Source organism: Albimonas sp. (assembly GCF_055129145.1).
Map to the genome: position 1 here is coordinate 1 of NZ_JBSRTQ010000130.1, position 12,360 is coordinate 12,360.

The following is a 12,360-nucleotide window of genomic DNA, read 5'->3' on the forward strand; positions in this document are numbered from 1 at the left end:
CGCGCCGCCGCCGCCGCCCGCCTGCGCGCCGCCGGCGCGCCGGTGCGCCGCGACGAATACTGGCGCTGGACGGACCCGGCGGCGCTGACCGCGCCGGCGCCGACTGCGGCGTCGCTCCCCGCGGCGTCGGACCCGGTCTTCGCTGGCGTCGATGCGCTGGAAGTCGTGATCGAGGATGGCCGCATTGTCTCGGCCCCCGGCGCGCTGGACGGGGTGGAGATCGCGACGCTGGCCGATGCCATGTCCAAGGACATTCATTGGGCCAAGGAGTTGTATGGTGTTCTTGAGGCGAAGGGGCAGGCCCCGGTGGTCCGCCCGCTGGCCGCGCTGAACTCAGCCGTGGCGACGCAGGGCCTCGCCATCCGCGTCACCGGCAAGGCCCCGCGCCCGATCCTGATCCGTGGAACCCGCAAGACCGACGACGCCGATGCGGTGATCCATCACGTCATCCGCCTGGAAGCCGGGGCGGAACTGACGGTGCTCGAAGAAGGCGCTCCCGGCGCCCGGGTCAACGCGCTGATCGAGGCCGACGTCGCCGACGAGGCGCGCCTGCACCTGATCCGCGCCAACGGCCCCGAGGCCGAGCGTCGCGGGACCTGGCAGCTCTTCGCCCGGCTCGGCGCAAGGAGTGCGCTGAAGGCCTTCGCGGTGGCCGCGGGTGGCCGGCTGACCCGCACCGAACAGGTCGTGGAACTCACCGGCGACGACGCCACGGTGCATCTGGCGGGGGCCTGCCTGGGCGACGGGGCGGATTTCACCCATGACGACACCGTCTTCGTCACCCATGACGCGGAGCGCTGCGAATCCCGCCAGGTGTTCAAGAAGGTGCTGCGCGGGACCGCCCGCGGCATCTTCCAGGGCAAGATCCTGGTGAAGGCCGGCGCGCAGAAGACCGACGGCTACCAGATCTCGCAGGGCCTGCTGCTGGACGAGGCCGCCGAGTTCCTCGCCAAGCCGGAGCTGGAGATCTACGCCGACGACGTGATCTGCTCGCATGGCTCGACCTGCGGCGCGGCCGACGAGGTCGCGCTTTACTACCTGCGCGCCCGCGGCATTCCCAAGCGCGAGGCGGAGGCGCTGCTGGTGCTGTCCTTCCTCGGCGAGGCGATCGGAGAGGTCGAGAACGAGGACCTGGCCGAGATCCTGCGCGAGCAGGTGGCGCGCTGGGTGCAGGCCGGCGCGTGACCGGCCCCGCGTCCCCGGAGCACGCGGCCCCTGCCGGCCCGGCGCCGCGCGGCCTGATCGCGCGGATCGCGGAGGCGTGGCGGGCGGGCCCGCGAGTCTCAACCGCGCGCGAACTGGCCTCGGGCGCGCCCGAAAGCCGGATCCTGGCCTATGGGCTCGGGGCGTGCATGGTGCAGGGCCTTGTCGAAGCCGCGGGCACGCCGGAGAAGTTCCGGGGCGAGGACGGGGCGGGCCAGGTGGCCGGCGCCATCGTCGCCGCGGTGTTCTTCGCGCCGCTGTTTCTCTACGGCATCGCCGCGCTGCTGCGCCTCGCGCTGCGGGCCATGGGCGGGACCGCGGACTGGAAGGACACGCGGCACGCGGTGTTCTGGGCCTCCTTCTCTGCGACCCCGGCCTATCTGCTGGCCGCGGTGGTCGAGGCTTGGCGGAGCGCCGCGGGCCTCGACGTCATTCCCGAGGGGACGCCCGGCCTTCTCGCCGGCGCGGTCGCGCTGTGGTTCTGGTGCGCGGCCCTGGCCGAGGCGCACAGCTTCCGCCGAGCCTGGCCGGGCTTCGCCTTCGGCGTGGCGCTGGTGGCGGCGCTGATCCTCGGGGGCGGGGCATGACCGACCGCGCCGCGCTCGCGTCCGAAAACCTGTTCACATACGCTTCATATTTGGCTATGATACTCCCGATTTCGATGGGAGTGCGTGAGCATGGCGTATGCGGCCGGGTCGAGGCTGGACGAAGACGACGATCTGCCGTCCTCGTTGGGCGAGCGGGTTCTGGAGGCTTGGCGGGACATGTCCGCCTCGACTCTCCGGCTGATCGCCGAGCGGCCGAGCGAGGGGAGGCTGCTGTTCTATGTGGTGGTCTCGGACATGGTGTTCTTCCTGTCCTGGACCATGAAGACCGTGCTCGCTCCCACCGCCGCCGCCCAGGGGCGGATGCCGCTGGAGATGGCGGGCTACATGGTGGTCGCCTTCCTGATGCGGACCGCGGTGCTCTATGTGTTCGCGGCGGGGACCTACGCGGTCTGCGCGGCTTCCGGCGGCGCGGGCAGCTGGCGCGACACGAGGATCGCGGTGTTCTGGGGCACGCTGGTCTCGGCGCCGTTCGGCTTTCTCGCGGCGACGCTGACGGTCGGGCTGAGCTTCGGCGAGCGCGCCTTTCCCGCCCTGGGCGCGCCGGTGCTGGCGCTGCCGACCTACTATGTGGGGCTGGTACCGTTCCTGTGGTTCGTCGCGGCGGGGCTTGCGGCGGCGCATGGCTGGAGCCGAATTTCCTTCCCGTTCCTGGCGCTGAGCGCGGGGACGGTGGCGTTGAGCCTGCTGGCCGTCTATCTGTCCGCGTGACGGCGTCCCGGCGCGCGCACGGGGCGCGCGTCGCGCGGGGCCGGTCCGACGTCGGAGAGCGCCCCGTATGATCCGCGCCGTCTTGCAGAACCTGGCCGAGGCCTATACCGCGCCGCGCCGATCGGCCCGGCGGATTCTGTCCGCCGACCCCTCGATGCCCGATTGCGCGTTGATGGTGCTGCTGTCCTTTCTGGTGCAGTCCTGCTTCGGCGTGGCGGCGGGGCTGGTCGCGGGCGACGGCGCCGGCTTCGCCGCGCTCGGCGCGCGGCTGTCGGAACTGGCCTTGCAGTTCGTGCTGTTCGCGGCGCTGACCGCGGGCGCCTTCGCGATCGGCAAGCGCTTCGGCGGCAAGGCCACGCCGCAGCAGATGGCGCAGGTGATCGCCTGGCATTACCTCGCCACCGCCTTCCTCGCCCCCGCCAACCTGATCGGGGCGTCGGCGATGGGCGACATGACCACCGGCGAGGGGCCGGGCGGCCTGTTCCTGCTGATCCCGCTGTCGCTGGGCGTGTCGATCTGGATCTTCGCGGCCTTCGTGGCCGAGGCGCATGGCTTCAAGCGTCTCGGCGGCGTGGTCGCGGCTTCGGTCGCGGGGTTCCTCGCGCTCGGCATGCTGACCATGATCCTGGTGTCGGCCTTCGCGCTGGGGCCGCAGCCGCCGGCCTGACCTGTCGGCCCGCGCGGCCGACCCGGGGGCGCGCCCCCGAAATCGCTCCTTGGGAGAGACCCGATGTACGATGTGATGAAGGTCCGTGAGGATTTCCCGATCCTCTCGCGCGAGGTGAACGGCAAGCCGCTGGTCTATCTGGACAACGGCGCCTCGGCCCAGAAGCCGCAGGCGGTGATCGACGCGGTGACCCGGGCCTATTCCCACGAATACGCCAATGTGCACCGGGGGCTGCATTTCCTCTCCAACCTCGCCACCGACCACTATGAGGCGGTGCGGGGCAAGCTCGCGGGCTTCCTGGGCGCGGAGCGGGAGGAGGAGATCCTGTTCACCACCGGCTCCACCCAGGCGTTCAACCTGGTGAGCTATGCGTGGGCCGCGCCCAGGCTGCAGGCGGGCGACGAGATCGTGCTTTCGATCATGGAGCATCACGCCAACATCGTGCCCTGGCATTTCCTGCGCGAGCGGCAGGGCGTGGTGCTGAAATGGGTGGATACCGCGCCGGACGGGTCGCTGGACCCGCAGGCGGTGATCGACGCCATCGGGCCGAAGACGAAACTGGTGGCGATCACCCACATGTCGAATGTGCTGGGCACGGTGGTCGACGTGAAGACCATCTGCGCGGCGGCGCGCGAACGCGGCGTCGCGACGATGATCGACGGGTCGCAGTCGGCGGTGCACATGAAGGTCGACGTGGCCGATATCGGCTGCGATTTCTACGCGGTGACCGGGCACAAGCTTTACGGGCCGTCGGCTTCGGGCGCGCTCTATGTCCGGGCCGAGCGCTACGCCGAGATGCGGCCCTTCATGGGCGGCGGCGACATGATCCGCGAAGTCGGACGCGACGTGATCACTTACAACGACGCCCCCCACAAGTTCGAGGCCGGGACGCCCGGCATCGTGCAGATGATCGGGCTGGGGGCGGCCATCGACTACATGCAGGGCCTCGGCATGGACGCCATCGAAGCCCATGAGCATGATCTGCGCGACTATGCGCAGGCGCGGCTCACCGGGCTCAACTGGCTGAACATCCAGGGCAATGCGCCGGGCAAGGGCGCGATCTTCTCCTTCACGCTGGAGGGGGCCGGGCATCCGCACGACATCTCCACCGTGGTCGACCGCAAGGGGGTGGCGGTGCGCGCCGGCCACCACTGCGCCCAGCCGTTGATGGAGCATCTGGGGGTCTCGGCCACCTGCCGCGCGTCCTTCGGGCTCTACAACACCCGCGCCGAGGTCGACGTGCTGGTCGACGCCTTGGAAACCTGTCACAAGTTATTCGGTTGACGAGGCGGAAATCCCAGCAGTCGGAGGAGACCATGGGCAGGCAGGATGATCGGGGTCGAGGGGACGAGCCGCTGGTCGATGCGCTCGGCTATTCGGCCGGCGACGCGGCGGGGCAGGGGCTTCGCAACATGCTGGCGGTGCTGACGCTGCCCTGGGCGCTGGCCTGGATGCTGCAATCGGAGCTGATCGCCGAGACGATGCGCGCCTTCGGCGAATAGACGCCCGGGTCGCGCCCGGATTCGAAAAAGGCCGGATCGCCCGCAGGCGGTCCGGCCTTTTTCGTTTCCGGCGCCCGGGGGCGCGAGCCGGCTCAGCCTTCGCGGCGGGCGTCGGCGAGCTGGTCGTGCAGATGTTCCAGCACCCGGCGGAAGGTGACCACGTCGGCCTCCGACAGCCCCTCCAGTGCAGAGTTGATCGAATGGCGGGCCATGGGCATGATCGTGGCGATCGCGGCCTGAGCCGCGGGCGTCGGCATGATCCGCTTGGCGCGCTTGTCGTCGGGATGGGGCTGACGCTCCACCAAGCCGCGCTTCTCCAGCCGGTCGACATAGCCGCAAAGGGTCATCGGCTCGACCCCCATGCGCTCGGCGATCTCGGTCTGGCGGGCGCCGGCGGCGGCGACGGCGTGGACCAGGGCGCGGGCCTCGCCGGTGGTCAGTTCCAGCCCCGCCTGCGCCACCCGCTTGCCGAAGTCGGAGCGGAGCAGCCGCGCGGTGTCGGCCATCAGAAAACCAAGCGAACGGGTGTTCACGCTGATGTCGTCGGCGGTCGGCGCAGTGTAGGCGGGCCCGCCCCCCCCGCCGGCGGCCGACTGCGTCATCGCGCTGTTCGGTCGGTTCATCTGAGCGCCCTCCGCTGATCTGAGATCATGCTTGTGTTGCGAAGACAGTAAGGGACTCTGATTGATAAGGAAAGCCGGTGTTGTTCCGCCACGCGACGCGGGTGTGCCGAGGGCGGCGGCGTCGCCGGTCGCGCGCCGGGACCGGCCGGACTGCGGGCTGGCCCCGCCCTTCCCGCGATTGACAGGTCCGGCGTCAGCGGACACGGATAGGGCGTGCCGTTCCGGGAGGGCGGTTGCGCCGCATGCTCCAGGGCGTCGCGCGCACGCCCAGGGGGGCGGCTCGAACCGACAGGGAGACGACCATGAGACGAACCCTTCTCGCCTCCGCCGCCATGGCGATGGGCCTCGCGGCCACCGCCGCCCAGGCCGACGAGATCAAGATCGGCGTGCTGCTGGGCTATACCGGCCCCATCGAGTCGCTGACCCCCGGCATGGCCGACAGCGCCGAGCTGGCGATGGCCGAGGTCAACAAGGCCGGCGGCGTGCTCGGCGGCTCGACCCTCACCGGCGTGAGGGCGGATTCGACCTGCATCGACGCCGCCGCCGCCTCCGCCGCGGCCGAGCGGCTGGTGACCTCCGAAGGCGTGGCCGCGATCATGGGCGCCGACTGTTCGGGCGTCACCATCGCCGTGCTCAACAACGTGGCGATCCCCAACGGGCTGGTGATGATCTCGCCGTCCGCGACCTCGCCGGCGCTGACCTCGATCGAGGATCAGGGCCTGTTCTTCCGCACCGCCCCTTCCGACGCGCGGCAGGGCGAAGTGCTCGCCTCCATCATGATGGACAAGGGCGTGAAGGAGATCGCGGTCACCTACACCAATTCGGATTACGGCAAGGGCCTGTCCGACGCCTTCCAGGCGGCGTTCGAGGCGAAGGGCGGCAAGGTCCTGATCTCCGCCGCGCATGAGGACGGCAAGGCGGATTACTCGGCCGAAGTGGGCGCGCTGTCGGCTTCGGGCGCTGAGTGGCTGGCGGTGCTGGGCTATGCCGACCAGGGCGGCGTCGGCATCATCCGCGCCGCGGTCGACACCGGCGCGTTCGAGAGCTTCGTGCTCGGCGACGGCATGTTCGCGGAAAGCCTGATCGACGCCATCGGCTCCGGGCTCGACGGCAGCGTCGGGTCGGTGCCGTGGTCCGAGGGCGAGGGCGCGGACGCCTTCGTGAAGCTCGCCGAGGACGCGGGCGTCGATCCCGACGGGTCGTTCCGGCGCGAGAGCTACGACGCCGCCGCGCTGATCGCGCTGTCGATCCAGGCCGCGGGCTCCGCCGATCCGGCCGAGTTCAAGGCCAGGATGCTGGATGTGGCCAATGCTCCCGGCGAGAAGATCCTGCCCGGCGAGCTCGCCAAGGCGCTCAAGATCCTCGCCGACGGCGGCGATGTCGACTATGTGGGCGCGACCAATGTGGAGCTGATCGGGCCGGGCGAAGCCGCCGGCACCTATCGCGAATACGAGGTCAAGGGCGGCAAGTACGAGACCGTCTCGTTCCGCTGACCAGACCCCGCACGGCCCGGCGTTTTCGCGCCGGGCCGTTTTCCGTTCTTCCCTGAGCGCAGGAGCCCGTCCCGTTTGATCCGCGTGGAGCATCTGACCAAGACCTTCGGCGGCGTGACCGCGGTCGACGACGCGAGCCTGCACCTTCGAAAAGGCGCGATCACCGGGCTGATCGGGCCCAACGGCGCGGGCAAGACCACGCTCTTCAACTGCATCGCCGGCGCGTTCGCCCCCGATGCGGGCCGGGTGACGCTGGAGGGGGAGGACATCACCGGCCTGCCCCCCCATGTCCTCTTCGGTCGGGGCGTGCTGCGCACATTTCAGATCGCCCATGAATTCGGCTCGCTCACCGTGCGAGAGAACCTGATGGCGGTGCCGCCGTCGCAGTCGGGCGAGCGTATCTGGAACGCCTGGATCCGCCCCGCCCGCATCCGGGAGGAAGAGCGCGCCGTGCGCGCCCGCGCCGATGACGTCATCGAGTTCCTCGAGATCGGTCATGTGGCCGATGAGCTGGCGGGCAACCTTTCCGGCGGCCAGAAGAAGCTGCTCGAGCTCGGCCGCACCATGATGACCGAGGCGCGGATGGTGTTTCTCGATGAGGTCGGGGCGGGGGTGAACCGCACGTTGCTCAACACCGTCGGCGACGCGATCCTGCGGCTGAACCGGGAACGCGGCTACACCTTCTGCATGATCGAGCATGACATGGATTTCATCGGTCGGCTCTGCGATCCGGTGATCGTGATGGCGGAGGGGCGGGTGCTGGTCGAGGGCACGGCCGAGGCGGTGAAGGCCGACGAGCGGGTGATCGAGGCCTATCTGGGCCGCGGCCTGAGGACCCGGGCGCCGCGGGGCCCGCGGGCATGAGCGAGCCCCTGCTTTCGGGCCGCGGCATGATCGGCGGCTACGGCGGCGCCGACATCCTGCATGGCGTGACCATCGAGGCCCATGCCGGCGACATCGTGGTGATCGTGGGCCCCAACGGCGCGGGCAAATCCACCGCGATGAAGGCGCTCTTCGGCATGATGCCGCTGCGCGAGGGGACGGTCCGGCTGCGCGGCGCCGACATCACCGGCCTGTCGCCGCAGGACCGGGTCAAAGCCGGCATGGGCTTCGTGCCCCAGACCGGCAACGTCTTCGCCTCCATGTCGGTGCAGGAGAATCTGGAGATGGGCGCTTTCCTGCGCGAGGACGACCCGACCGAGACGATGGAGATGGTGTTTTCCCTCTTCCCCATCCTTGCCGAAAAGCGTCGCCAGGCCGCCGGAGAGCTTTCGGGCGGCCAGCGTCAGCAAGTGGCGGTGGGACGGGCGCTGATGACCCGGCCTGAGGTGCTGATGCTCGACGAGCCCACCGCCGGCGTCTCGCCGATCGTGATGGACGAGCTTTTCGACAAGATCCTCGACATCGCCGCCACCGGCCCCGCGATCCTGATGGTCGAGCAGAACGCCCGCCAGGCGCTCAACATCGCCGACCGCGGCTATGTGCTGGCCCAGGGCGAGAACCGGTTCGAGGGCACGGGCGCCGACCTGATGGCCGACCCCGACGTCCGCCGTTCTTTTCTCGGGGGCTGAAAATGCCGAAACGGCTGGATAGCGCCCCGGCGCCGCTACTAGATGCAGGACTGATCGGAGCACGGCTCAAACTTGCACGACAAGCTCTCGGTATGAAGGCTTCGGAGGTCGCTGACAGTCTCGAAATCGAGCGGACTTATTGGTCGCGTTTCGAGAAGGGCAAGCGCATTCCAACGCTCGAATTCTCAATTTTGTTGTGTTGTAAATTCCCAGTGACACTGGACTTCATTTATCTTGGGCGGATCGGCTCGCTGCCGGAGGATTTTGCGAAGAAGGTTCGACTCTTGATCAACTCGGGGGGAGCATGACCGACATTCTCAACGCCGTCGTGCTCTACCTGAATTTCGTCGGCATCCCGGCGCTGGCCTATGGCTCGCAGCTGGCGCTCGGCGCGCTCGGGGTCACGCTGATCTTCGGGGTGCTGCGCTTCGCCTTCTTCGCCCATGGCGACCTGATGGCCTTCGGGACCATGGTCACCATCCTCGCCACCTGGGGCCTGCAGGCGATGGGGGTGAGTTTCGGCGTGCTGCCGACCGCCCTGCTGGCGCTGCCCATCGGGGCCGCGGCGGCGGTGGGCGCGGCGCTGGCGGCCGACAAGGCGGTGTTCGCCTTCTACCGAAAGCAGCGGGCGAAGCCGGTGGTGTTCTTCATCGCCTCGGTCGGGGTGATGTTCGTGCTCAACGGGATCGTGCGCATCGTGATCGGGCCGGACGACCAGCGCTTCGACGACGGCGCGCGGTTCCTGGTCTCGGTCCGCGAATTCCGCGACTGGTCCGGCCTGTCGGAGGGGCTGGCGATCCGCTCCACCCAGGCGCTGACGCTGGTGGCGGCGATCATCGCCATGGTGCTGCTGTTCCGGTTTCTGGAGCGGACGCGGATGGGCAAGGCGATGCGGGCCTATTCGGACAACGAGGATCTGGCCCTCCTCTCCGGCGTCGATCCGGCCAAGGTCGTGCGCTGGACCTGGGTGATCGCGGCGGTGCTGGCGACGCTGGCGGGCGTGCTCTACGGGCTCGACAAGTCGTTCAAGCCCTACACGTATTTTCAGCTGCTGCTGCCGATCTTCGCGGCCGCCATCCTCGGCGGCATCGGCTCGCCCAAGGGGGCGGTGGCGGGAGCCTACATCGTGGCGTTTTCGGAGGTCATGGTCACCTACGCCTACCGGAAGTTCGTGATGTATCTGGGGCCGGAGGGGTGGGCCCCGGACGGGCTGCTGCAATTGCTCTCCACCGAATACAAGTTCTCGGTGTCGTTCCTGATCCTGGTGGCGGTGCTGGTGACGCGGCCGACGGGCCTCTTCAAGGGGAAGGTGCTGTGAGCGGGACGAGAAACGCGCCCGTCCCCGCCTGGCGGGGGCCGCTGCTCTATGCGTTGATGGCGGCGCTGCTGGTCGGGACCGGGGCGATCCAGGGCTGGAATGTGGCGCTGTCGATCCTGTGCCTCGGTCTGATCTCGGCGATCATGGCGCTGGGGGTGAACATCGCCTGGGGCTATGCGGGCATCTTCAATGTCGGCGTGATGGGGTTCGCGGCGCTCGGGGGGCTTGCTGCCGTGCTGGTCGGCCAGCCGCCGGTGGCGGAGGCTTGGAATGCGGGCGGGGCCGGATTGGGGCTGAGCCTGCTGGCGGTCGTGGTCACGGTGGTCGTCATTCTCGTGGTGCGCGCCCGGATGGCGCCGGGCGCCGCGCGGGCCTGGGTGACGGCGGCGCTGATCGGGGCGGGCTACGCCGCGGCGCGGGCCGCCTTCGACCCGGCGACGGATGCGATCGAGGCGGCGAACCCGGCGGTGGACGGCTATCTCGGCGGGCTCGGCTTGCCCATCGTGCTGGCCTGGCCCGCGGGGGGCGTGCTGGCGGCGCTGGGGGCCTGGGGGATCGGCAAGGTCGCGCTCGGCCTGCGCTCGGACTACCTCGCCATCGCGACGCTGGGGATATCGGAGATCGTCATCGCGGTCCTGAAGAACGAGGACTGGCTGGCGCGCGGCGTCAAGAACGTCACCGGCCTGCCGCGGCCGACGCCCTACGAGATCGACCTGCAGGCCTCCGCCGACTTCGTGGCGCGCGCCGCGGCGCTGGGGCTGGATCCGGGCGAGGCGTCGGGCATGGCGGTGAAGGCGCTTTATGCGCTGATGTTCGCCGCGGTGCTGGTGGGGCTGATCTGGCTGTCGGAACGGGCGCTGAACTCGCCCTGGGGCCGGATGATGCGCGCGATCCGCGACAACGAGGTCGCCGCCGCCGCCATGGGCAAGGACGTCACCCGCCGGCATCTGGAGACGTTCATTCTCGGCTCCGCCCTGGTCGGCGTCGCGGGGGCGATGATGGTGACCTTCGACGGGCAGTTCACGCCGGCGAGCTACAATCCGCTGCGCTTCACGTTTCTGATCTGGGTGATGGTGATCGTGGGCGGCTCGGGGTCGAACTGGGGATCGGTGCTGGGCGGCTTCCTGATCTGGTTCGCCTGGGTCGAGGCCGAGCCGCTGGGCCTGTGGCTGAGCGGCGGCATCGTGTCGGTGCTGCCCGAGGGGTCGGCGGTCGCGACCCATGTGCAGGATGGCGCGCCCCATATGCGGATGATCTTCATGGGCGTGATCTTGCTGGCGGCGCTGCGGTTCGCGCCAAGGGGCCTGATCCCGGAGCGGACGGGGCGCTAGGCGCTATTCTCCGGCCTTTTCGCCGGCCTTCAGCTCCGGCACCCCCAGCGCGTCGGCGAGCCGCCTTGTGGCCGAGCCCGGGCGCTTGGCCTGCGGCTGGTCGGGGCCGGGGGCCCAGCCGGTGAGAGTGACGATTTCGAACGTGGCGCGGATGCGGCCTTCGGGGTTGGGGCCGGGGGCGGGGTGGTTGGCCGCGTAGATCTCGCAGGCGCGCGCCAGCGTGGCGCGGCGCAGGGGCGTGCGGCGGCGGTCGTGCTGGGCGTTGGCCTCGCCCATCGCGCGCAGGTCGCGCATCAGGGCGAGCGGGTCCGCATAGGTGACGTCGAGCCGGTCCGAATCGACCACCGGCAGCGCCAGCCCGGCCCGCTGGGCGAGCCCGCCGAGCGCCCGGATCTCGCCCATCGGCGAGACGCGGGGGGAGAGACCGCCCTCCACCTCCGCCTCGGCCTCCGCGAAGGCGGCGCGCAGTTCGACCAACGTTTCGCCGCCGAACCCGCAGGCGATCAGCAGCCCGTCGGGGCGCAGCGCGCGCCGCAGCTGGATCAGCGCGCCGACGGGATCGTCCACCCAATGCAGGGTCAGGCCGAGGATGGCGAGGTCGTAGGTCTCGGGCGCGGCGGTCAGGATCTCGTCCGCGGGCGGGGCGATCTCCGTCAAGGTTCCGATTTTCGGATGGGCGGCGAGGGTTTCGGCCCAGTCGGGCGCGCCGGGCCAGGCGAGGAGGGCGTCGGGAAAGTCGCGGGCGACAGAATCGAGCCGCTCGGCCACCGCGTCGGCGGCGGCTGCGTGCAGGAAGCGCGCGTCGGGCCGGGGCAGGGCGCGCCGCGCGCGGCGCGAGAGCCAGAGCGCGCGGTCGAAGAGGCGCGGAGGGGCGTCGGACATCAAGGACCTCGGCTGGCGACGGGGGGCTGGCTGCGGGGGGCTGGCTGCGGGGGCTGGCTGTGCGAGCGGCGCATCGAGACGCTGGCGCGGCGGCGCGGGCTCTATATAGTCGGGGGCGGGACACAGGGGAAGGAGGCCGGCTTGACCGCGACCCGAAGCTCTGCGCCCGATCCCGTCCCGATCTTCTCCCTCCCCAACCTCGCGCCGCCCGACGCGACCGAAGCGCCGCGTCAGGCGTCCGAGGGCGGGGACGTGGCGCCCGCGGCGCGGGGCGAGGGCGCGCTTGTGGCGACGGGCGCGGGCGGGGAGGGCGGCTCCCGTCTTCCCGACGCTCCGCAGGCGCGCGCGGGCGGGCCGCCCGAGACGGCGGCGACCCGCGAAACGCCTCCGCGCGCCGCGGGCGGGACGGCGCCGCAGGCGCGCCCTTCGCGCGGCGCTTCCGACGCGGCCGACC

15 protein-coding genes are annotated in these 12,360 nt (G+C 70.4%); 13 read left to right on the forward strand and 2 right to left on the reverse strand.

What is annotated here, in order from left to right; genetic code table 11:
* The 6 genes from ACTB72_RS16860 to ACTB72_RS16885 form a co-directional block, all read left to right on the forward strand.
* A partial coding sequence (locus ACTB72_RS16860; protein ID WP_463038173.1) for a SufB/SufD family protein occupies positions 1-1,185 on the forward strand: 1,185 nt, incomplete at its 5' end.
* The gene (locus tag ACTB72_RS16865) at positions 1,182-1,790 is read left to right on the forward strand and encodes a YIP1 family protein (RefSeq protein WP_463038174.1); all 609 of its coding nucleotides are present in this window, start codon (positions 1,182-1,184) and stop codon (positions 1,788-1,790) included. The genes ACTB72_RS16860 and ACTB72_RS16865, both read left to right, overlap by 4 nt.
* A gap of 90 nt (positions 1,791-1,880) precedes the next feature.
* Positions 1,881-2,519: a hypothetical protein gene (locus ACTB72_RS16870; protein ID WP_463038175.1), complete on the forward strand. Its 639-nt coding sequence runs from the start codon at positions 1,881-1,883 to the stop codon at positions 2,517-2,519.
* A gap of 67 nt (positions 2,520-2,586) precedes the next feature.
* Positions 2,587-3,186 carry a YIP1 family protein gene (locus tag ACTB72_RS16875; protein WP_463038176.1) on the forward strand — a complete coding sequence of 200 codons (600 nt, stop codon included), beginning with the start codon at positions 2,587-2,589 and terminating at the stop codon, positions 3,184-3,186.
* A gap of 63 nt (positions 3,187-3,249) precedes the next feature.
* Positions 3,250-4,470, forward strand: a complete 1,221-nt coding sequence (locus ACTB72_RS16880; protein WP_463038177.1) for a cysteine desulfurase — start codon at positions 3,250-3,252, stop codon at positions 4,468-4,470.
* A 32-nt stretch (positions 4,471-4,502) separates the two neighbouring features.
* Complete coding sequence (locus tag ACTB72_RS16885; protein WP_463038178.1) at positions 4,503-4,688, forward strand: hypothetical protein; 186 nt, start codon at positions 4,503-4,505, stop codon at positions 4,686-4,688.
* Positions 4,689-4,780: 92 nt separating this feature from the next.
* Here the strand turns inward: ACTB72_RS16885 and ACTB72_RS16890 are convergent, their stop codons facing one another.
* A complete protein-coding gene (locus tag ACTB72_RS16890) occupies positions 4,781-5,311 on the reverse strand; it encodes a MarR family winged helix-turn-helix transcriptional regulator (protein WP_463038179.1) in 531 nt (176 codons plus the stop codon).
* 302 nt (positions 5,312-5,613) lie between these two features.
* Here ACTB72_RS16890 and ACTB72_RS16895 point away from each other — a divergent pair, with 302 nt between their 5' ends.
* The 6 genes from ACTB72_RS16895 (at position 5,614) to ACTB72_RS16920 (ending at position 11,024) form a co-directional block, all read left to right on the forward strand.
* The gene (locus ACTB72_RS16895; RefSeq protein ID WP_463038180.1) at positions 5,614-6,804 is read left to right on the forward strand and encodes an ABC transporter substrate-binding protein; all 1,191 of its coding nucleotides are present in this window, start codon (positions 5,614-5,616) and stop codon (positions 6,802-6,804) included.
* Positions 6,805-6,879: 75 nt separating this feature from the next.
* Positions 6,880-7,668 (forward strand): ABC transporter ATP-binding protein, encoded by a 789-nt coding sequence (locus ACTB72_RS16900; RefSeq protein WP_463038181.1) that lies wholly within the window; start codon positions 6,880-6,882, stop codon positions 7,666-7,668.
* Positions 7,665-8,375 (forward strand): ABC transporter ATP-binding protein, encoded by a 711-nt coding sequence (locus ACTB72_RS16905; protein ID WP_463038182.1) that lies wholly within the window; start codon positions 7,665-7,667, stop codon positions 8,373-8,375. The genes ACTB72_RS16900 and ACTB72_RS16905 overlap by 4 nt, the downstream gene beginning before the upstream one ends.
* A 2-nt stretch (positions 8,376-8,377) precedes the next feature.
* Positions 8,378-8,683, forward strand: a complete 306-nt coding sequence (locus ACTB72_RS16910) for a helix-turn-helix domain-containing protein (RefSeq protein WP_463038183.1) — start codon at positions 8,378-8,380, stop codon at positions 8,681-8,683.
* A complete protein-coding gene (locus ACTB72_RS16915) occupies positions 8,680-9,693 on the forward strand; it encodes a branched-chain amino acid ABC transporter permease (RefSeq protein WP_463038184.1) in 1,014 nt (337 codons plus the stop codon). The genes ACTB72_RS16910 and ACTB72_RS16915 overlap by 4 nt, the downstream gene beginning before the upstream one ends.
* Positions 9,694-9,749: 56 nt before the next feature.
* Positions 9,750-11,024, forward strand: coding sequence for a branched-chain amino acid ABC transporter permease (locus ACTB72_RS16920; RefSeq protein WP_463038187.1), 1,275 nt, complete (start codon positions 9,750-9,752; stop codon positions 11,022-11,024).
* Between the two features lie 3 nt (positions 11,025-11,027).
* On the opposite strand, the gene ACTB72_RS16925 is transcribed toward ACTB72_RS16920, so the two are convergent.
* Positions 11,028-11,906 (reverse strand): methyltransferase domain-containing protein, encoded by an 879-nt coding sequence (locus ACTB72_RS16925; RefSeq protein WP_463038185.1) that lies wholly within the window; start codon positions 11,904-11,906, stop codon positions 11,028-11,030.
* A 141-nt stretch (positions 11,907-12,047) separates the two neighbouring features.
* On the opposite strand from ACTB72_RS16925, the gene ACTB72_RS16930 reads away from it, so the two are divergent.
* A partial coding sequence (locus ACTB72_RS16930; RefSeq protein WP_463038186.1) for a hypothetical protein occupies positions 12,048-12,360 on the forward strand: 313 nt, incomplete at its 3' end.